The organism is Thalassomonas sp. RHCl1 (assembly GCF_947387555.1).
In the GTDB taxonomy this organism is placed as follows: domain Bacteria; phylum Pseudomonadota; class Gammaproteobacteria; order Enterobacterales; family Alteromonadaceae; genus Thalassomonas.
The window spans coordinates 207,667-228,139 of record NZ_CANDNZ010000009.1 but is presented as its reverse complement, the minus strand read 5'-3'; the positions used below and the strand labels follow the sequence as shown (position 1 = coordinate 228,139).

The following is a 20,473-nucleotide window of genomic DNA, read 5'->3' as shown; positions in this document are numbered from 1 at the left end:
AAATAACCAGACGATCCCATCTAGTTATTGTAGTCGCCGTAAAGGGACTCATTAGCCGCCTGTTCCGAGTGAAAGGCACTTTTATCCAAAAGCCGTAAGTCGCTTTAGCCGGTAATTTCGCAACCTGAGTTGGAAATCACCCGCTAGTTAACCGCGCACCGATCTGCTTATTGGACACTAACATATTGCTAACTTATTAATAGGATATGAATTATGCGTACAGCACAAGATTTCAGCCCACTTTATCGTTCATTCATCGGTTTCGATCACTTAGCCAATTTAATCGACAAAGCAGCCAAAACCGAAAAGCAACCCAGTTATCCCCCGTATAACATTGAATCTCTGACGGATGATCAATACCGTATTACCATGGCGGTTGCCGGTTTCGCCGAAGATGAACTTGATATAGAGTCCAAACAAAACACCTTAGTTGTCAGCGGCACCAAAAGCGCAACGACTAATAAAAGTCATGCCGCAGAGAAAACTAAGGCAGAGCGCAAGTTTTTGCATCAGGGAATTGCCGACCGTAACTTTGAGCGTAAATTCCAGCTCGGCGACCATGTCAAAGTTGTCGGCGCCTTTATCGAACACGGCTTATTACATATAGATTTAGAAAGAGAAATTCCCGAGGCGTTAAAGCCAAGAAAAATTGCCATTAACGGCAAAAGTATCTTAAATGCCAAAGCCGATAAGCTTGCTTAAGGCTAACACCCGGTTTCCCAACTAAGTTTTCCTTTCTATAGTTTTATGGTTTTATTTTGCCCGGCAATCGCCGGGCTTTTTTATAGCCATGGCTAAAAACCTCATCGCTTATATTCCCGGGCGAAAAATGCTCTGCTCACCAGGCCTTGACGTATAAATTTGCTCCTTAAACAATAGCCAGCCAGGCCAGGGTGAGTAAGCAACTGATCACCAGCCACAAGCGCCAATTGCTCCATATACCAAACACCCCGGTTTTTATCAGGACAATATCCCGTCTCAAGCGCCATTTTAACCGCTGGAAACTCAGCTTTTCATTGAGCAAAGATTCCACCGATGACAAGCAGCTGCCCCAGGTTCCCCTGCCGCCGCTATAACTGCCGGCCATTTCAGGGCTAAGATTATACTGGTGCGCAGCAACCTGCTCCCTGAGCTGCTGCATATAGGTGTCGATATCCGCTGCATCAATAGCATGGCATACCGATTGAAAAGCATTTATTGCCATCACGGACTCGCTGACATCATATTGGCCGTGACGTATTTCCCAGGTAATTTTTTCTTTGCATAACAAGTCAATAAGTTGCTTTAGTTGCGCTACCGACAAGGTACAGGTTTCAGTATTCATGACTGACGGCTTTCATCGCTATCTTTTTCATTTTTTCCCGGCAGGCGTGCCTGGAGCAACGTAAATAGCGCATTTGCATACCGGCATCCGTCAACCGGTAACCGGCAAAAAAAGCGCCGGTTACATGATAGAGCCGCTCTTTTTGCCATTGTGGATTTAACACATAGAGGGTCTGGCGTCCCTCAGCATTAAAGTCACCGCTAATCAAAAATTTTTCTCCGGTATCCAACTGCTGATAGAGAAAAATCGCCGGTTTAATACAATGCTTGTTTTCCTGATCACAAAAAGAAACGGCAGTAGCGTCATAACGGAAAAGATCAGGAAATAACTGTTTATTCAACGACTGATAGATTTCATCTTCCACCTGGGCAAGAAAAGTCACCTGCCGGTTAAAACAGTCATGGCCCTGAAAGCAGCTAAGCTCCTTGGGGGATAAAGCAAGACAATAACCGCTTATCAAAAAAAAGAGTAAAAATAGGACTTTCATCTTGTAGTGACCAGGTACTCTATGCTGTTTTTATTTTAGCAAATAAATCGCAATGCTTTTCCCCCCCTTAAAAACAAGAGAAAATTCAACCCCTTAACTAAAAGAGCAATAAAAACATCAAAATTTTTTTCATTTTCTTCTTGAAAAAGGTGCTATCGGTCCCATCTAGTTAAATGTAGTCGCCGTAAAGGGACTCAATTAACCGCCTGTTCCGAGTGAAAGGCACCTTTATCCAAAAGCCGTAAGTCGCTTTAGCCGGTAATTTCGCAACCTGAGTTGGCAATAACCCGCTAGTTGACTGCGACCCCATCTGCTTATTGGAAACTAACATATTGCTAACTTATTAATAGGATATGAATTATGCGTACACCACAAGATTTCAGCCCACTTTACCGTTCATTCATTGGTTTCGATCACTTAGCCAGTTTAATCGACAAAGCTTCCAGAACCGAAAAACAATCCGGTTATCCTCCATATAATGTTGAATTACTCGCTGACGACCAATACCGTATCACCATGGCCGTTGCCGGTTTCGCCGAAGAAGAGCTGGATATCGAATCCCGGCAAAACACTTTAATCGTCACCGGAACCAAAGGGGCAAGCAAAACCGAGCAGGCTGAGCGTAAATTCCTGTACCAGGGTATCGCCGACCGTAACTTTGAACGAAAATTCCAGCTTGGTGACCATGTAAAAGTCATCGGCGCCTTTATCGAAAACGGTTTATTACATATAGATTTGGAAAGAGAAATTCCTGAGGCATTAAAGCCGAGAAAGATTGCCATTAACGGCAAGAGTTTATTAACGGCCAAAGCCGAAAAACTCTCAGAGGAATAAAATCCGGTTTCCCAACTTAGTTTTCCTTACTATATTTTTTTATGATTTTATTTTGCCCGGCTTATGCCGGGCTTTTTATATTCAGGATGAATGGTATGCTGTGATGACATGGATGTCATAGAACAGCAATATTCAGGATGAATGGTATGCTGTGGTGACATGGATGTCATAGAACAGCAATATTCAGGATGAATGGTATGCTGTGATGACATGGATGTCATAGAACAGCAATATCCAGCCCATAAACAAAAAAATCCGGCACCTTCAGCAGGTCCCGGATTCTCCATAGCAAATATTAAGGGAAACTCTTTTCCCTACATTCATTATCTGCCGTAGTAGTTACAAGCACCTAAAGTGGTATAGGCAGTTGAACTGGCTTTGTACCAGCCGGAACCCGGGCTGTATTGGGCACAAATTCTATAACCATTAACTTTACTGGCATAGACATACCAGTAGGCCGGTGCGGCATCTGCAGTGGCCGCGCCAATAGTACCGCCAGCTAACATCATGGCTGCTGTCATTAGAGAAGCTTTAACTAATTTCATCTTTATTGTCCTTATATAAGCGTTTTAATCAATTGGTGGGAGAAATACAAAACAGCACAAGTGCCTCATCCGTATTGCACCGTGCGCTATGGTATTTATTTCCCTCCAAATGTAAACAGGTTGTTTACATTTGTAATAAAAACTTGATTTAAATCAAATTAAATAAAGACAAGCCGAAATGACTTACAAAAAAGATAACATTGCCGATAGCATAGCAACTAACCAGCACCGATTAACCGCCCCTGATAAAGTCGGCAATCACAGGATGTATCTGCTCGCTGTGACTCACCGGCGCCATATGCCCGGCGATAAAAGCCTGCTCGCTCACCTGAGGCAAGGCCCCGGAGATAATCTGGCTCAGGTGCCGGCTCAGCTGAGGACTCTCGCTGCCGTGCATTAACAGCGACCGGCAGGTAATGGCGGACAAATCCGTCAGGCTATAAGATTCACTGATCAGCCCCTGAAAGTCCAGGTTCACCTTCGCGATATCCGCGGCCATCAGGTCCTGCATTTTTTTCGGCAAAGACTTAAAAAAGCCGGGCTTATTCCAGAAATTGGTAAAGATTTCCGCCGCCAGATAAGTGTCCTCGATAAACACCTGAGTTTTAAAATCATCCGCCTGTTGGCGAGGCGCACTGCCCTTGGGCAACAGATGAAAGGCAACAGGTTCGAAAAGCGCCAGGGATAACAATTTCTCCGGCGCTTCAACCGCCAGTTTCAGGGCAATGGCGCCACCACAGGAATGACCCACCAGATGATAGGGCGCTTCACCTATTGTTTCCTGCAGCACCTGCCTGATACGGCCGGTTTCAACATTAAAGTCATAGTTATCGCCGTCATGGACTTTTTCCGCCTTACCATAACCTAAAATATCAAAATTAATCACGGTAAAGTCGGATTTAAGTAGATTGACCAAATATTGCCACTGGCGGGCGCTGCTTAAAGAACTGTGCAATAACACCACCGCCGGTCCCTGCCCGCTGACATAAACACCTTTGCTTGAATTCAACACTGTCATTTACTTCTGCTTACCGGTTAAAAAGGCGGTTATTATCGAAGTTTGCCGTTAAATGTCAAAAGTTAACGGTAAAAATCCCCCATTAAAAACAAATGAAACTTTCCCTTTTTATCAAGCAGCTTTTACTGGCCAACAATATATGGTAAAAATCTCCTAACGGATCAGGTGTTTTATCACCATAAAATTCATTCTAATAATAAGGGATCAGATGGACATTAATTTAACGGGTAAACGCGCCCTGGTATGTGGCAGCAGTCAGGGCATAGGCAAAGCCTGTGCAATTGAATTAGCCAATTTAGGGGCAAGCATTACCTTGTTTTCCCGGGATCAACAGGCGCTGGAACAAGTCTCGGCAGAGCTTAACCGTGAACAAGGGCAAGTACATCATGTACTGGTGGCCGACTTTTCCAAGCCGGAACAAGTTTCCCAGGCGATCCGGGGACATATTGAACAAAGCGGCGCTTTTGAGATCTTAATCAACAATACCGGCGGCCCGGCCCCGGGTCCGGCCTCAAATGCAGACAGCGATGCCTTCCTGGCAGCCTTTAACCTGCACCTGATCAGCAACCATCAGCTGGTACAGGCACTCATGCCGGGCATGAAAGAAAAAGGTTACGGCCGCATCATCAATGTCATCTCGACCTCAGTTAAACAGCCGATACCTGGCCTTGGGGTATCAAACACCATACGGGGCGCAGTCGCCAGCTGGTCTAAAACCCTGGCCAATGAACTGGGTCCCTTTGGCATTACCGTAAACAATGTTTTACCGGGAGCCACGGCAACGGCGCGCCTTGATGCCATCATTGCCGGCAAGGCCAAAAAGCAGGATATTTCACTGGAGCAGGCAACAGAAAACGAGAAAAACCAAATCCCGTTGCGCCGCTTTGCCCGTCCGGAAGAATTTGCCGCCGCAGCCGCCTTTTTGGCCTCCCCTGCCGCCGCATACATCACAGGCATTAACCTGCCGGTAGACGGCGGCCGTACTGCATGCTTGTAACCCTATGCCCTTAGCCAATAAAGCCGCAGCCAGCGGGTTGTGCCTGGGGTTAGCCTTAGCCCAGGCGCCGGCCCTTGCAACAACGGCGCTCGATGCCTGTTTGCTGGCGGCATTAAAGTCAGCCGATGCCGACACCACGGCGCAGCAGATACGCACAGCCTGTTTAACTGACAAGGCAGCACCTAAACCAGAACTTAGCGCCGAAATCACGGCTAAACCAAGCAAAGACTCACAAGAGGCGGAACTGGCACAAATCAGCCGTACTGATCCAGTCACGACTAACGGTATAATTTCCAGCCGCCTGATTGCCGAAAGAACCACCGCCTTCGATCCTTTTGTGATCACCCCCCATAAGATGAATTACCTGTTACCCGCCAGTATTACAGACAATGTCAATACCGAAGTTTATCGGGGAGTGGATGCCTGGTCAGAAAATTTAACCAATACCGAGGCGAAATTTCAGTTGAGCATTAAGGTGCCCCTGAACCGGGAGGACCTGTTTATCCAGCATGACGGGCTGTTCTTCGGCTTCACCCTGCAGTCCTGGTGGCAGGTGTATTCCGATAACATTTCCAAGCCTTTTCGGGAAACCAATTACCAGCCGGAAGTTTTTTACCTGGCGCCGCTTAACTGGCACCCGGCAGGCGGCAATACCGGTTTTGCCCTGGGACTGGAACACCAGTCAAACGGCAGGTCCCAGCTGTTATCCCGCAGCTGGAACCGGCTTTATCTGAACTTCCTTTATGAAAAAGACAATTTCGCCCTGTCGTTTCGCCCCTGGTGGCGTCTGCCGGAAAGCGAAAAACAAAATCCGTTTGACTCAGACGGCGATGACAACCCGGATATAAACGATTATATGGGGCACTTTGAACTGGCGCTGGTATACAAATGGTCGGACTATGAATGGACAAGTAAAGTCAGGGAAAACTTTGCCCGTCACCATGGTGCGCTGGAATTGGGCTTTACCTTCCCCCTTTGGGGAAAACTGCGCGGTTACGCCCAGTACTCCCTCGGCTATGGCGAAAGCCTGATTGACTATAACCATTCCCAGCAAAGGTTCGGTTTGGGTATAGCGTTAACGGACGTACTCTAGCTTTAAAGATAAAGCCGGTAAAACACCGGCTTAAACCAGATAAATCCATTTAAAATTCCAGCTGGAATAACAGCTCAGCCAAGTCCGGCTGCCACTGAAACTCTTTTAATTTAATGCGGCTGCCCAGCACCACCACCTGTTCCTCCTGCAACAGCTGCTTTTGCCGGATAAAATGCTCGCTACCTTCAGGAAAAGAAATTTTCCCGGCAGAATTAATCACCCTGAACCAGGGCACAGGCTGGTTTTTCCAGCCAGCTTCCGGCACTTTTCCCAGGGCTTTACCCACCAGGCGCGCCCTGCCCGGCAACCCCGCCAAATCGGCAATCTGGCCATAACAGGCGACCTTACCCGGCGGGATCAATTGCACCGTTTGCCAGATGCGGGCATAGTGGGGATTTATCGTCATTTCAAAGCCCTTACTTGAGAAAACGCTACCAGGGTAATACCTGGCCGTTGGAATGTTTAAATACGCCGGACTCTGCCAGGGTTAAGCCGTCAATAAGTGCCACTAAGCGGCTGGCGGATTCATTAGCGCTGATATCACCGCCATGATTGACCATCTCGGTTTGCACATAACCCGGGTGATAAATACCAACCGCAATATTATTGCCCGCCAAATCTTTCGCCAAAGACATGGCTGCAGCATTTAACGCCGCCTTGGACATACGATAGCCGTAGCGTCCCCCCGAGCCGTTATCAGCGATGGAGCCCATACGTGAGGTGATCATGGCAATTTTACTGCCGGAAGACAAATTGGCCAGCAAGGCATCGGCAACCCTGAGCGGCGCCAGGGCGTTAACTTCAAATTGCTCGCGTATCGTGGTGCAGTTAAGCTCACCTAAAGACTCATCCCGTAATATACCGGCATTACAAAGTAAGATATCGATATTCACGTCTTTAAGGGCAGCCACCATCTTGTCCAGTCCCTGATCCGTGGCAACATCAACACCTGTAATCACCTGCACCTGCAGCGCATCAAGCTCAGCCGAACTGTTTCGGCATAGGGCGTATACCTGTGCCCCCTGCTTTTGGTATAAGGTCGCAAAAGCCAGCCCTATGCCGCGATTGGCACCGGTAATAACAACAGTTTTGTTCATAAGAGTTCCCTTTAAAAAGCCGATTGAATAGTATTACTTTGGGGTGAGAGGCAGATAACTCAACAACCAATAACAATAAATTTATTATCTAAAAAAAATAGCAAGATCAGGCGCAGCGAACGATACCTGAATAAAAACGTTGCTTTATCCGCCCCCGGCTAACGTTAGTGCCGATGACAGCCAGCCATTGGCATAACCGTTACCTCTACGGCTGGAGAGAGTCCCAACCTCATGAAAGCAAACCGGGGCTGTGAATAAAGCCCCAAAAACACCCCAAGGAAAATGCTCAGGCCGTTGCCCCCTTAGCCGCCATCGCAAGAAATTGATAAATTTTATCGTTCAGTTGCGGCGATTTAAGAATTTTTCTGTGCCCCAATCCCCGGGTTTCAAAAAACTCGGCATTTTCAAACGCCGGCAACAAACGCCGGGATTCGCTGATAGGCACTTCCCTGTCATCGAGATCATGCACGATCAATGTCGGCGTAGGGTTACCGACATTTTGTTTGCTGGCATCTAATTCCGCAGGATGTACCCCCACCAGCTCGGAGGCAAAATCAATAAACTTATTGGTTGCCCTGCGGTTTAAGCCAACAATTTTAGAAAAACGCCTGAGCACATTCTCAATCGAAGAAGGGCCCGAGACCAGCACCAGCTTATCAGTTTCCAGCCCCCGGGATAAAGCTAAGCTTGCCGCGCCCGCCCCCATGGAGTGGCCGATAACGGCATCAAACTTCCCCAGTTTTTCCTGAGCAAGCAACAGGGTTTGCACAAAAACCTCGGCATTGGCCATATCCCCCTGCGATTTACCATGTGCCGGCATATCAAGTGCCGTGACCCGGTAACCCAGCTCAAGCAGCCGGGGCACTAAACCATACATTTGTGTCGCCCGGCTCTCCCAGCCATGGATCAGCAACAAATTTTTCCCCGGACCCGAAGCGGGGTCTGTCACACCATCCCCCTGCCAGTAAATGGCACTGATGTTTTCATTGAGATTAAAACGCTCTCCCCGGTTTTCGGCTTTGAGCTCCCAGGCTTTCGGCTCGCTGCGGCGCGGACGCATAAACACAGCCAAAGTCTTTTTAGCGGTTCTCGACGGGGCAATAAAACTCATCAGCTGGTTTTTAATGCGGTAACTCATCAGGGCAAAATTCATGGGATTTTCCTCTTTATCTATTGCTTGTTTGTCTCAGTTTCAGCTTTAGTGCCAAAAACAAACCTGACGACAGGTAGGTTAAACGAGCAAAATTTTTTCAGATACTGCTAACGGCTAATTTTCAGGCGACAGTGGTACTAGCTTAACCTCCAAGCCAGTGCCAGCGGGCCATTAGTCGTTAATATTTAAATAGCTTTCAATCACTTTAATACAGGCATCAAAAGACATCGCCTGCTCTTCGACCCGGCTTATCAGCACAGCCCCCTGCAGGCTGGAGAGCACCCAGCAGGCAAGCGCTCTGGCATCTTGCCCGTGGCCGGTAAAGACTCCCTGTTTTAATCCGGCTTCGATGATCTCGGTCACGCCTTTTTGCTGGACGCTGATCACCCGCCTGACACTTTGCTGTACTTGCTCAGACTGGCTCTCCCATTCGGCGGCAAAGGCGCCTCCCGGACAAATTTTATGCCCCGGGCCGATATAACGGACATAGATGGAGAAAAAATACCTGAGCTGACGGCTGGGGGACTTTTCCCTGCCGCGGGCAAAGCTGGCTTTAAGGTCCTCACAAGCCCTGTCCATCAGGGCTACGGATAAATCATCTTTACTTTCAAAATGATAATACATGCTGCCTTTTTTAATGCCGACGCGGTTAGCCAGCTCCTGGAAGCTGACGCCGCTGATAGACAGGCGCTGCACCATGTCCATGGCAACATCGAGTATTTCACTTCGGGTATCTTTTGCGATTTTCATATACCTACCTTACGTCAGGTTAGTTGTTTTTTCAAGCGAATGAATTCAATTGCCAACAAAATGGCTCAGGGTAGAATCCGTCAACAGATGAGGTCATCAGCCTGCATAATGCATTTTTCCTAGTTGATAACGGTGGTTAAAACGTTTTAAACCGGCCTCATTAAATCGGATCACCCGGCTGTCGGGATCCCTGGCTGCCCAGCCCTTATCAAGCACGTCCGCTAAAATCCACTGACCGAGTGAACCCGCCAGATGAAAGCGCCGCTCACTCCAGTCCAGACAAGACTTACAAAGCGGACGCTTTTTGCTTGTTAAGGTCTCAAGCTCCAATCCCAAGCCACGAAAAAATTCCTGCCCCAGCGCCGTGAGCGTCAGCTGTGGCTCGCTGGTATCCCTGATATAACCCCGGCAAAGCAAACTGTCATACAGAGCGACGCTCATCTCCCCCGCCAGATGGTCATAACATATCCGGGCCAATCGTAAATCAGGATCGGCGGGGCCGGTTTTCACCCGGGAAGGGGCCGTTTTCGCCGAAATATTTAACAAGGTTTCCAATAATTGGGCGATATCCGCCCCGCTGAGCTGAAAATACTTATGCCGCCCCTGCTTGCGCACCACCAGCAATTGAGCCGCGACCAGTTTGGCCAGATGGCTACTGGCGGTTTGTGCCGTGATATCCCCTTCCAGGGCCAACTCCGTTGCGGTAAGGGCTTTTCCCGCCATTAAGGCAATCAGCATTTTTGCCCGGGCAGGCTCGGCTATCATTGCCGAAAGTGTGGCGATATCGGGTTCTTGCATAGCGCTAGACTCCATTTCTCATCATTTTAAAATTTCCCCCAGCTTGCCATAAAAAAGACTCAAACAGTTCGACCTGCATCGAAGCATAACATTTTCAAAGCGATAACATGCGCTAAAACCCGATTTACACCAAGATGAAAAACGAAAGAGGTAAAGCCAATGACCATCACCTGTTTTATCGAATACAAACTCGATGCCGCAAAAATCGACGAGTTTCACCAATACGCCAAGAACTGGGGAGAAATCATCCCCGCCTGCCAGGGAGAACTGCTCGGTTACTTTTTGCCCCACGAAGGCAGCAATAATATCGCCTACGGCTTGATCAACTTTGCTTCGCTGGCGGCATACGAGCAATACCGCCGCAGGTTAAAACTAGACAGTGGCGGCAAAGAGAACTTTGCCTTTGCCCGCCAAAGCCGGTTTATCCTGGAAGAGAAACGCAGCTTTTTAACCCCGGTGGCGGAAACCTTATTCAGGCAGGCGTTAACGGATAAGCAGGAGCAGGATTAACATGATAGCGGTTATCTTTGAAGTCTGTCTTCACAGCAGCACAAAAGAGGATTATTTTACCCTGGCCGGCAAATTAAAAGCCCACCTGGAAAAAGTCAACGGCTTTATCTCGGTAGAGCGCTTTCAAAGTTTACAGGACCCGGATAAATACCTGTCGCTCTCGTTCTGGCAAGACGAACAGGCCGTCAAAGCCTGGCGCAACACCCTGGCACACAGACAGGCGCAAAAAACCGGACGCAGCGGTATTTTTAGCAGCTACCGTATCCGGGTGGCCTCGGTGCTGCGCGATTACGATATGGATAACGGGGCTCAATCGCCAGAAGACAGCCACTTAATACACCATAGCTGACCCCCTGATAATCCCTTTCCCCAAAATAACAGGAAGCGCAACAACAGACCCTTCCTGTTTCCCCGCCGGACATTCCCAGCCAAGAGCTGTGCTCTCGATAAAAAATATTAGCAATATTGAACATTTACAGGTAATTTATTGGTTAAAATTAAATCAGCATAAGCGGCCAGCTTACCGTTTAAAAAACGCTAGCTACATCGCATCACAAATAATAACAATGAATGGAACTTATCATGCTCAACCGTTTAAACATTAAACTGCTCTTGCCGCCGGCCCTGGTGGGCATAATTTTTATTCTCGCCTTAAGTGTTTTTGCACAGGAGTTAAGCCACCTGGCCCTGATAGCGACACTTATTATCATGCTTGGCCTGCAGCTGTTAAGTGCTTACCTTTACTCGCAGCAGTTTCTCTCCAAACGTTTAACCCGGCTGAAAAGTTACCTGGAGTTAGTGATCAGCGCCGATCAGGCGCCGGAAAAACCCATCACCGACAGGGTCCCGGATGACCTGGGAGATATCATCAACGGTTTAAGCGCCTTTATTGCCGAGCTGGCAGAAATGATTGCCGATATTCGCCGCGAATCCGATGCCCTGCGCCAGGGGTCAACCCGGCTGGCGGATCAAATGGGCGAGTCTGTCGGCGCCGTTGACGAGTCTGCCAGGGAGATAGATCAAATGGCGCAATCCATCGAACAGGTGGCCGCCACCTCAACGGTATTATCGGAAAGCGCCGCCAAAGTCAGCCATACCAGCAGCGAAGTGATGTCGATATTAGCCCGGGGCAGTTCATCGTCGAGCACCAGCCAGCAAAGCATGTCGGCGGTTGCCGAAGAAGTTAATGCCATGGCGCAGGAGCTGGCCTTGTTGCAGGAAGAATGCTCACGCATAGGCACGGTACTGGATGTTATCCGCGGCATTGCCGAGCAGACCAATTTGCTGGCGTTAAATGCCGCTATTGAAGCCGCCCGCGCAGGTGAACAGGGCCGGGGCTTTGCCGTGGTAGCCGATGAAGTCAGGGCCCTGGCCCACAGGACCCAGGAGTCTACGGTAGAAATTCAAGCCATGGTCGAAGGACTGCAGAGCAAATCCACCAATGCCGTCAATGCCATCGCCAAAGGCCAGGCACTTACCCGCGAGAGCCTGGAGCATTCATCCGATGTGGTCGAGGCCCTGGAGCAAATCGGCAATGTCTTTACCGAGGTAGATAACCTGACCTCACAAATTGCCAGCGGCACCGAAGAGCAGCAACAGTCTACCGCTTCGGTCAATGAGAATATGTCGACCGTGGTGCACTTAAGCCGGGCAATCACCACAGGACTAAGCTCGGTTGCCAAGCACGCCACCGAGCAGCAACAAACCTCGCAAGTGGTGGATACCACCTTAAACCGTATTTGCGTTTAAAAAGCCGATAGCGGCGCCTCAGGCGAGAATCCCCGGGGCGCGATTAACTGCCCGATTGCTTATTGCGCTGCTGTGCCAGTAATTGCAACTGTTTGGATTGTTCGTGTAGGCTGGTGCGCACCAGCACTTCCCTGTCTTCATCCCGGATATAATGAAAAATCACTTTATAGTGATTCATTTCCTGATGTCGTTCGACATCGATAATTTCCCCCAAACAAAACACCGCACAATGATCTTGCAAGAAAAACATTTTCATTTCCAACATCTGGTGAAGCGCAAACAGCTCCTTCGCGGCAAAAATAATACCGCCGCCGCCGAACTTAACCCCCTGGTAACGGTATTGCTCATCGTCCTGCTGGCTGAGGATATAACCCACCAATAAATCGATTTTTTGCGCCTGGTGGTTTAAAAACTCCACCAAATGGCTGGCCACGCCGCTTAACCCCTGAAGCGGTCTTAACGCCGACTGGTCCACGCTGGAAATATCGCTGGAAATTTTAAAGGGTAAGGGGATCCTTTCCATAAACGCGTTATAATCCGGCACCTGATCGGCATCCAGGGGAATAAGGTTTACGGTAAATTCGTTTTCTATCGAGAAAAATTCATTAAACTGTTGTAGCTTCGAATCACGCTCGGATGCTGACTCTGCTCCTGACATAGCGGCTTACCTGAGATAACTTTACCTTTGATTATAAAGATAAAAACAGACAAGGTCTAATAACATCACAGCCTTTGCCGATATCACAAACGCAAAACAGCGCCGGGCAAAACGGTTCGTTTTCTCCGGCGCTTTATTTTCAAACCAGAAGGGTTAACGGCTTAGCGGCATTTCCATACAGCTGGCATAATAACTGACCGTACCCGGCCAGTCAGCGAAAACTCCGATAACCCCCACCTGCTGCGCCAGCACATCCAACAGTTCCAGCTGCTGGCCGTCATTGTTGATCACCTCATTAATGGTTTGATAATACCAGCCGCCGCCATCACCCAGCGGTCCGGAGCGCTCTAAGGTCCAGGTGATAATATCCAGCCCGGCCGCTTTCGCCTGTGTCGCATATGCTGACGGTACTATGTTGTTTTCATCGTCTAACGTTACCAGCATCCATAAAGGCGGTGCGATAATTTTCACCCCGTCTGCGGCCAGCTCGGCCATGCTCGGCGACCAGGTATCGCTATTGCTGATATCAAAACTTTCCTCGTCATAACGCCCGTCCAGGTACACCGCCTGCCCGGCAAATTCACTTTCATTGGCAATCCAGTACTGAACATCGGCCAGGTTAAAGGACTGGGGATAAACATCGCCGGGGGCTACCCCCGCCGCTTTATATTCATCAAGCATTTTCTGGGCATAATCCTGCTGGCTGAAGCCGTTAAACGGCATAGTCACACTCGGTGATTTTAGCTCCGGGGTCATTTTAACCCCGAGCGCTTTAAAAAGTTCGATACTCTCGGCATGAGTCATCAGCGTGCCTTGGCCGGCATATAAGTCGGTGCGCCAGCTTGGCGTGGCATCCATATATTCTTCGACTGTGGTGCCCATAGGGTTGGCGGCATCCATTTTCCCCTGAAGCTGCTTAAACTGGGCCAGGGTGATATCACTGGTACAACATTTTGCCTGGGCCGGGACATTGTTTTCGACATCGGCACCGATAAAGGGGGTAGTACAGGAAGCGGCTATTTCAGGCATGGCCAGGATATTGGTGGTGGTGTGTAAATCACATTGTGAATGGCGGCACACCAGCTCCCGATCTTGGGTAAAGGTGACATCACATTCTATAATGCCGGCGCCCATTCTCGCCGCCGCGGTATAGGACTCTTTAGTGTGCTCCGGGTATTGCATGGCGGCACCACGGTGGCCGATAGAAAAATCGGTACGATAAAACGGCCCGTCACTGCATTGCTGCAGTTTAGTTTTCAGCTCTCCCGATGGCAGGGTATCCACCAGGAAAAATGGCCGGCTGCCCAGTTGAATATTTGACTCATCTGCCGAAGGCACAAGCACGGGCACTTCAACCCGCTCCACCAGGGTGACGGTATTTTCGACAATCACGGGCTTGTCTACTTCAACAACTTTTACTTCTTCATCCTTACAGGCGGACAGGGCCAAAGCCAGAGAAATAACGGAGACATTAACGGCAAAACTCTTCATCTAATGATTAACCTAAACTGTTAAATAAAAAGCTAATATTAAACTGGTCAGATGACAGTTAAAGGCGTTATTGATGAAGTTTTTGCGGCAGATTTATGAAAAAAGGCTACGATTTTTTCTTACAAAATAAATTACTTAGCACCATGTCGCCTTAGCAAGGTATCCAAATGATTGGCAAATGCCTGGCGGTCGCTTTGGCTCAACGGCGGCGGTCCCTGGGTTTGTTCACCGCTGGCACGCATGGTATCCATAAAGTCACGCATATTAAGCTTTTGCCTAATGTTTGCTTCGCTGAAAAGCTCACCGCGGGGACTTAACGCCAACGCCTGTTTTTCTATGACTTCGGCCGCCAGCGGAATATCTGAAGTGATCACCAGATCCCCCGCAGAGACTTGTTTGACTATTTCATCATCGGCGACATCAAAACCGGCAGTGACCCGTAAAAAATTGATCACCTTAGAGGGCGGCGTGCGCATAAAATGGTTGGCCACCAAAGTCAGTTGCGTTTGCGTGCGCTCAGCGGCTTTAAACAGGATTTCTTTAATGACCACAGGGCAGGCATCGGCATCAACCCATATTTTCATTTGCATCTCCTTATCAAGATCTTCAGGTACAAAAAAAGGCAAGATATAAAATCTTACCTTTTCATTCATATATTGCTAGTTCTCTAACAATATGTGATGCGCTTAGCTGTTTATCACCAAGCGAATCGTGCCGTTAACATTAAAGGGCAACGATGTTTTCTGCTTGAGGGCCTTTTTGACCTTCAGTTACAGTGAACTCAACTTTTTGACCTTCGGCCAAAGTTCTGAAACCTTCACCAACGATAGCGTTGAAGTGAGCGAAAACGTCAGGACCGTTTTCTTGCTCGATGAAACCGAAACCTTTAGCTTCGTTGAACCATTTAACTGTACCAGTAGTAGTAGACATAATAGTATCCTATTTATTCAGAGTAATTTTTGGCTTATAGTAAGCCGGATGTGCCTAGAAGTGTTGCTATTACTTATCAAAAACAGGACGAAGTACTAATCAGTCAACGAAATGGTGTGCATAAATATAAAACGAACTTTCAAGCGAGAGGAATTGTATACTAGTTGGAGTTTATGTCAATTATTAAAGCAAATAAGCTGAAGCTCATTTTCGGCTTATTTGCCCACAAATACAGTCGCCATGCATGCTTCCCACATGGACAACAAGGTGCTAAGCGGTTTCTGTCATTAACACCTTGTCCTTGTGTGCGGATCCGGGGCCATCGGCAGAAAGCTGATACTCTTTGACAAAAGCTGAAAAATGCTCGCGAAGATCTTTGGCGCGAACAAATTCACAATAGCGGACCGGGAATTCCTGATCTAACTCCTTTAACAAGGTGGTCTTAATCGGGGCATAGCGCCAATGGGCATAAAATACCGGTTTGGGGTTATCGGCATGTAAATTATAGGAGAGTTCAAATGCCCCGCTTTCACTCATGGAGGTGCGGATAAAAAGCAGAGCATCCGCCTCGTCTAGCAGGGCCAGACGATAATTTCGAAAAGCCTTAGGGGTAAAAATTAACCCTGTGGTGGTTTCAAAGTTTTCAATAAAGGAAGCGCTGCTGGATGCATGCTCCCCGGTTAAAAAATTCGTTTGCGGGAATAGCGCTTTAATAAGGTCTATCACTCCCTGAACAACATTACTTTGACTTTTATCTGCCTGAGTAAAACTTTGCCGAATAAATAACTTCATAAATATCTCTCCGTGTGCATAAGTCAATAAAAACAATCAAACTCCCGGGACTGTTAATAGCAACAATAAAGTCCCTTTCGAAGATCCAGCTCTTGCTAAATAGTCAAGCTCCTAAAATGACCCCCAAAGTTAAAGTTAGCGCTAAAAAGCTTATTTATCGAATTTTCACGGCAACTTTACTGCACTTTCAGTCAGCTCAACGGCGAAGACGAGACCAGTCAGATGCTAGCATGGCAAAAACATATTCACTGCCCCAGGCCCCTTTAAAGAAAATATTGTCAACAAAATGCGCTTCTTGCCTGAAACCAATGCGTTTAAGCAAGCGGGCGCAGGCCTGATTGTCGGCATCGGTAACCGCCGTGACCCTGTGTTTTTTTAACTCCAGAAATAAATAGTCGAGCAAGGTATCAATAGCTTCTCCAGCCAACCCCCGCCCCTGATGCTCAGGTGCCACAGTAACACCTATCTCCACTTGCTGCTCGTCGACAAAATGTAGTGCGAGATCGCCAATAAGCCGGTGCGTGTCCTGCTCAATAAGGGCCAATTGAAACCAGTAGCCGACGGTGGCAAATACCTGTTGGCTCATGTGCTCATATAAGCGGCAAGCCTTCTGGTAACTGTATTGGCTCCAGCTTTGATACAAGGCGACTTCAGGCATTGCCCGGTATTGCGCAAAAGCATGCAAGTCGCAGGGGGCTAAAGCCCGGATAGTTAAACGTGAACTTGTTAAATGAATATCCATCTCAATCTCTTCTTATTTTCCAAATGGCAAACAACGGCCTAAAGTCTTTGCCGCATTGTTGTTGCATTCTAACCTGTTAATTTTCTTTTATAAATGGTCCCTGATCTCTCCCGTAGCTGGAGACCAAAATGACTCAGAGTGCCAGCGGAAAATTATTCATGACCGGTGAATCAATATGAGGAAATCATATCTATACTTAGCTTAACGTATTTACACTCGACAGCCTCATAGTCAGCTCCCACACATACTTAACTACCAGGAAGAGAAACGTGGTTGAACCTAATGAAAATAACGATGGTGATGCTTTGCTTTTCGGTGATGATGACGACGACAAGCAAGCTGAAAAGCCCCAGAGCCCGAAAGCAAAATATAACCTACTGATTGTTGATGATGAACCCGATGTTCACGAGGTGACTAAGCTGGCATTGCGTCGATATGCATTTAATGGCGCGGGATTAAACATCTTAAGTGCCTTTTCCGGTGAAGAAGCCATCAATTTACTGCAAGATCGGGATGACATTGCCGTGATCCTCTTGGATGTCGTTATGGAAAGAGATGATGCCGGCCTCAAAGTCGCCAACTGGATCAGACGCATTAAAGGCGATCACAGGGTACGGATAGTGTTGCGTACGGGTCAACCGGGCGAGGCGCCGGAAGAGCGCATCATGACCGAGTATGATATCAATGACTACAAGGAAAAAGGCGAATTAACCAACCGTAAACTCAATACCCTGATGCATTCCTGCCTCAGAGCATATAACGATATCGTCACCATAGAAGATACCTGCCAAAAGCTCATGGATATTGTCCGCAGCGACCAGGTGCACTATCAACTCAGGCCCGTGGAAGCCTACAGTAACGGCGTTATCCGCTTGTTGATGGATTTAATGACATACTCCCGCAGTTATTTTTGTGCCAGCTACACGAACGAACAGCCGGATGAAGCCCTGATCACTTACGCCTCCGGTCGTTATAGCAATAAAAAAGGCTGCAAGCTCAGTGAGGTCACTGATATCAGGCGATTCTCTCCCTTGTTATCTAACCATGAAACAGGCTATATCGAAGATAACAATCAATTTCTCGGATATATTGCCAACGGCACAACCAACTACCTGATTGTATTGGATGAAAGAGAGCGCAATGACAATCAAGATGCCAATATAGTAGAGCTTTTCCTGCATCATATCGCACTGTGTTATCACAAAGAAAAAGGACTACTATAAGGCAAGGCATCGGGGGAAACCATGCAAGAGCAATACGATATCCTGCGCTCCAAAACTTTAAAGAAGACGGTACAACTTAATTCCCTGACTTTCGTCTGTGCTTTGATGGCGGCGGTGTTTTCCTACTTTGCTTATTCTTCCCTACAGGAATTACAGCAAGCGAGCAACAACCGTTATCATTCTTATCTGCTCACCGAGCAGCTCAGGTTAAGTTCAGATCAACTCACCCTGATGGCCCGTACCTATGCCGTTACCGGTAAGGAAAAATACCTGGATTTTTTTAATCAAATCCTGGCTATTCGTAACGGACGCCAGGACCGCCCCGAAAATTATCATAGAGTTTACTGGGATATGTTAATGCCGGCACAGGGCGAAGCCCCTTTTGCCAATGGCCAGCGAATACCGCTGCAACAATTGATGAAACAGGCCGGTTTCACCCAACAGGAATTTGCCCAGCTGCAGCAGGCACAACAAGTATCAGATAAGCTGACGGAGCTTGAATTTATGGCATTTAATGAAGTAAAAAATGCTCTGTCACGACTTACTCCCTATAAACTTGCAGCGGAGAGAGAAGCGGCACTTGCTCATCTTTACAGTCAGGATTACCTGGCGGCAAAAGCCAGAATAATGTCACATATCAACGAGTTTTATTCTTTACAGGAAAATCGCACTAACCGCCAGGTAGAAGCAACAGCAAGCAAACATAGCCTGATGACCATATTGGCGCTAGCAAGTTTTATCATCCTGCTGCTGATCCTGATGCTGAACTTTCGCTTACGGCATAAAATGAACCGGCAATTTATTGATCTGCTTGAAAAGGAAGTCGATACGCAAACCGAACACATCAGATCAAAAAACGAGCAACTGACCGAGTCACTGGAAATTATGGAAACCGCCAAAAATCAGCTGGTGGAGTCGGAAAAAATGGCTTCTCTGGGCTCCCTGGTGGCCGGTGTCGCCCATGAAATCAATACCCCGGTTGGCGTAGGAGTAACGGCAGTCACCACATTGCAGGAAGAAATAGCCTTGTTGCGGGAAAGTGCTGACAACAATAACCTCACCAAGAATCTGCTGATAGAAACCATAGACATCTTCCAGCACAGCACCGACATGATTTTTAGCAACCTGATGCGGGTCTCTTCATTAATAAAAAGCTTTAAACATGTTGCCGTGGATCAAGCTCATGATGAAATACGTACCCTGGAACTCAGGGAAAGTGTACAGGATGTGGTCGACTCTATCATGCCTAAATACAAATATTATCAGGTAGAGGTCAAAGTGGATATAGACAGCAAAATCAACTGTAAAACCTATCCCGGCGCCTTAGCCCAAATCATTACCAATTTGGTGATCAACGCCTTTTTTCATGCTTTTGACAAAGAGCAAACAGGCCAGATCCATATCAGTGCCAAAGAGCAAAAAGGCTGGGTCACCCTGGTGATCACGGATAACGGCAAGGGCATGGACACAAAAATCAGGGACAATATCTTCGAGCCCTTTTATACCACCAAACGTAATAAAGGCGGCACCGGGCTCGGCATGCATATCGTCTATAACCTGGTGACGCAAAAGTTATCAGGACAAATCACCTGCGAGTCCGAGCCGGCTAAAGGCACCCGCTTTGAAATTATCTTTCCCTACCAGTTAAAATCTCCGACGCTTCAGGCCAGTGATTAGGGCCTGAGCTCAGGAATAAGACACGGGAAATAGCGATAAAACCACAAACATCAATGCACCAGGAGTAACTCAAACAAGGCTTCATTTTGTGTTATCCGGTCGGGGGTAAATTGAATGCCGAGCCAGTGTTTTTGATCATTGACGCAAGCCAACACAGGCTCCTGCCACACCATTTCCCCAAAAACCTCAAACTGGCCATGGCGGTGAAGGTAACGTATGGTGATCACTGTGGATGGTGAGGCTGGCTCTGCCGCCTGTAAGCAAACACCAAAGGGGGTAATATCTTTAAATTCGTAGAGTTTTACAGGTCTGTCATCAAACATCAGGGTCAGCTCACCTTCCGGTAACTTAATGTTTGTTTCGCGAATTGCCCGACGACGCTCTGAATGGTCAACAATCTCGTCCATAATAATCCCTTACTATTTTGGCTAAAACATTCAGTACAGATTGTAGCACAGACAACAAAGTTCACACTTGCGTGACCTTATTTACACCACCAAATTGGGCATAATGATCTTCGGGATGACCACACAAAATCACTATACCCGTTTAATATCTGGCGAATTTTATCTAATAAAGGTCTCTGATAAAGTGCCCTGAAAAAA

General features: G+C 47.7%; 25 protein-coding genes. 9 read left to right on the top strand and 16 right to left on the bottom strand.

Annotated elements, in window-relative coordinates; genetic code table 11:
* Positions 1-213: 213 nt before the first annotated feature.
* Positions 214-702, top strand: coding sequence for an Hsp20 family protein (locus QL234_RS22965; RefSeq protein WP_281560099.1), 489 nt, complete (start codon positions 214-216; stop codon positions 700-702).
* Between the two features lie 166 nt (positions 703-868).
* Here QL234_RS22965 and QL234_RS22960 read toward each other — a convergent pair whose 3' ends face one another.
* On the bottom strand, positions 869-1,324 hold the full coding sequence (locus QL234_RS22960) for a hypothetical protein (RefSeq protein ID WP_281560098.1): 456 nt from the start codon (positions 1,322-1,324) through the stop codon (positions 869-871).
* Positions 1,314-1,811 (bottom strand): hypothetical protein, encoded by a 498-nt coding sequence (locus QL234_RS22955; protein WP_281560097.1) that lies wholly within the window; start codon positions 1,809-1,811, stop codon positions 1,314-1,316. Before QL234_RS22955 ends, QL234_RS22960 begins: the two co-directional genes overlap by 11 nt.
* 360 nt (positions 1,812-2,171) lie before the next feature.
* Here QL234_RS22955 and QL234_RS22950 point away from each other — a divergent pair, with 360 nt between their 5' ends.
* The gene (locus tag QL234_RS22950) at positions 2,172-2,645 is read left to right on the top strand and encodes an Hsp20 family protein (RefSeq protein ID WP_281560096.1); all 474 of its coding nucleotides are present in this window, start codon (positions 2,172-2,174) and stop codon (positions 2,643-2,645) included.
* Positions 2,646-2,968: 323 nt separating this feature from the next.
* Here the strand turns inward: QL234_RS22950 and QL234_RS22945 are convergent, their stop codons facing one another.
* Together QL234_RS22945 and QL234_RS22940 are read right to left on the bottom strand one after the other, a co-directional pair.
* The gene (locus QL234_RS22945; protein WP_281560095.1) at positions 2,969-3,190 is read right to left on the bottom strand and encodes a hypothetical protein; all 222 of its coding nucleotides are present in this window, start codon (positions 3,188-3,190) and stop codon (positions 2,969-2,971) included.
* 232 nt (positions 3,191-3,422) lie between these two features.
* Positions 3,423-4,208 (bottom strand): alpha/beta hydrolase, encoded by a 786-nt coding sequence (locus tag QL234_RS22940; protein WP_281560094.1) that lies wholly within the window; start codon positions 4,206-4,208, stop codon positions 3,423-3,425.
* A gap of 208 nt (positions 4,209-4,416) precedes the next feature.
* Between QL234_RS22940 and QL234_RS22935 the strand changes: the two genes are divergently transcribed.
* Positions 4,417-5,205, top strand: coding sequence for an SDR family oxidoreductase (locus tag QL234_RS22935; RefSeq protein ID WP_348650730.1), 789 nt, complete (start codon positions 4,417-4,419; stop codon positions 5,203-5,205).
* A gap of 4 nt (positions 5,206-5,209) precedes the next feature.
* Positions 5,210-6,298 (top strand): phospholipase A, encoded by a 1,089-nt coding sequence (locus QL234_RS22930; protein ID WP_281560093.1) that lies wholly within the window; start codon positions 5,210-5,212, stop codon positions 6,296-6,298.
* 49 nt (positions 6,299-6,347) lie between these two features.
* Here the strand turns inward: QL234_RS22930 and QL234_RS22925 are convergent, their stop codons facing one another.
* The 5 genes from QL234_RS22925 to QL234_RS22905 form a co-directional block, all read right to left on the bottom strand.
* Positions 6,348-6,704 (bottom strand): MGMT family protein, encoded by a 357-nt coding sequence (locus QL234_RS22925; protein ID WP_281560092.1) that lies wholly within the window; start codon positions 6,702-6,704, stop codon positions 6,348-6,350.
* A 25-nt stretch (positions 6,705-6,729) separates the two neighbouring features.
* Complete coding sequence (locus tag QL234_RS22920) at positions 6,730-7,395, bottom strand: SDR family oxidoreductase (protein WP_281560091.1); 666 nt, start codon at positions 7,393-7,395, stop codon at positions 6,730-6,732.
* Positions 7,396-7,681: 286 nt separating this feature from the next.
* Complete coding sequence (locus tag QL234_RS22915) at positions 7,682-8,548, bottom strand: alpha/beta hydrolase (RefSeq protein WP_281560090.1); 867 nt, start codon at positions 8,546-8,548, stop codon at positions 7,682-7,684.
* Between the two features lie 171 nt (positions 8,549-8,719).
* Positions 8,720-9,298 (bottom strand): TetR/AcrR family transcriptional regulator, encoded by a 579-nt coding sequence (locus QL234_RS22910; RefSeq protein ID WP_281560089.1) that lies wholly within the window; start codon positions 9,296-9,298, stop codon positions 8,720-8,722.
* Between the two features lie 96 nt (positions 9,299-9,394).
* Positions 9,395-10,096, bottom strand: coding sequence for a winged helix-turn-helix domain-containing protein (locus QL234_RS22905; RefSeq protein ID WP_281560088.1), 702 nt, complete (start codon positions 10,094-10,096; stop codon positions 9,395-9,397).
* A gap of 159 nt (positions 10,097-10,255) precedes the next feature.
* Between QL234_RS22905 and QL234_RS22900 the strand changes: the two genes are divergently transcribed.
* From QL234_RS22900 to QL234_RS22890, 3 genes are all read left to right on the top strand, one after another.
* A complete protein-coding gene (locus tag QL234_RS22900; protein ID WP_281560087.1) occupies positions 10,256-10,606 on the top strand; it encodes an NIPSNAP family protein in 351 nt (116 codons plus the stop codon).
* Between the two features lies 1 nt (position 10,607).
* Positions 10,608-10,955 (top strand): antibiotic biosynthesis monooxygenase, encoded by a 348-nt coding sequence (locus QL234_RS22895; protein WP_281560086.1) that lies wholly within the window; start codon positions 10,608-10,610, stop codon positions 10,953-10,955.
* Between the two features lie 233 nt (positions 10,956-11,188).
* Positions 11,189-12,355: a methyl-accepting chemotaxis protein gene (locus QL234_RS22890; protein ID WP_281560085.1), complete on the top strand. Its 1,167-nt coding sequence runs from the start codon at positions 11,189-11,191 to the stop codon at positions 12,353-12,355.
* Between the two features lie 43 nt (positions 12,356-12,398).
* Here the strand turns inward: QL234_RS22890 and QL234_RS22885 are convergent, their stop codons facing one another.
* From QL234_RS22885 to QL234_RS22860, 6 genes are all read right to left on the bottom strand, one after another.
* A complete protein-coding gene (locus QL234_RS22885) occupies positions 12,399-13,013 on the bottom strand; it encodes a PilZ domain-containing protein (RefSeq protein WP_281560084.1) in 615 nt (204 codons plus the stop codon).
* A 153-nt stretch (positions 13,014-13,166) separates the two neighbouring features.
* Entirely contained in the window at positions 13,167-14,504 is a 1,338-nt protein-coding gene (locus QL234_RS22880; RefSeq protein ID WP_281560083.1) for a glycerophosphodiester phosphodiesterase family protein, read from the bottom strand.
* 131 nt (positions 14,505-14,635) lie between these two features.
* Complete coding sequence (locus tag QL234_RS22875; protein ID WP_281560082.1) at positions 14,636-15,088, bottom strand: YaiI/YqxD family protein; 453 nt, start codon at positions 15,086-15,088, stop codon at positions 14,636-14,638.
* A 139-nt stretch (positions 15,089-15,227) separates the two neighbouring features.
* A complete protein-coding gene (locus QL234_RS22870; protein ID WP_274050568.1) occupies positions 15,228-15,434 on the bottom strand; it encodes a cold-shock protein in 207 nt (68 codons plus the stop codon).
* A gap of 270 nt (positions 15,435-15,704) precedes the next feature.
* On the bottom strand, positions 15,705-16,226 hold the full coding sequence (locus tag QL234_RS22865) for a hypothetical protein (RefSeq protein WP_281560081.1): 522 nt from the start codon (positions 16,224-16,226) through the stop codon (positions 15,705-15,707).
* 196 nt (positions 16,227-16,422) lie between these two features.
* On the bottom strand, positions 16,423-16,968 hold the full coding sequence (locus QL234_RS22860; RefSeq protein WP_281560080.1) for a GNAT family protein: 546 nt from the start codon (positions 16,966-16,968) through the stop codon (positions 16,423-16,425).
* A gap of 269 nt (positions 16,969-17,237) precedes the next feature.
* Here QL234_RS22860 and QL234_RS22855 point away from each other — a divergent pair, with 269 nt between their 5' ends.
* Together QL234_RS22855 and QL234_RS22850 are read left to right on the top strand one after the other, a co-directional pair.
* Positions 17,238-18,191: a DUF3369 domain-containing protein gene (locus tag QL234_RS22855; protein ID WP_281560079.1), complete on the top strand. Its 954-nt coding sequence runs from the start codon at positions 17,238-17,240 to the stop codon at positions 18,189-18,191.
* A 21-nt stretch (positions 18,192-18,212) separates the two neighbouring features.
* The gene (locus tag QL234_RS22850) at positions 18,213-19,868 is read left to right on the top strand and encodes a HAMP domain-containing sensor histidine kinase (RefSeq protein WP_281560078.1); all 1,656 of its coding nucleotides are present in this window, start codon (positions 18,213-18,215) and stop codon (positions 19,866-19,868) included.
* A gap of 50 nt (positions 19,869-19,918) precedes the next feature.
* Here QL234_RS22850 and QL234_RS22845 read toward each other — a convergent pair whose 3' ends face one another.
* Positions 19,919-20,275 (bottom strand): hypothetical protein, encoded by a 357-nt coding sequence (locus QL234_RS22845; protein WP_044836389.1) that lies wholly within the window; start codon positions 20,273-20,275, stop codon positions 19,919-19,921.
* Between the last annotated feature and the right edge of the window lie 198 nt (positions 20,276-20,473).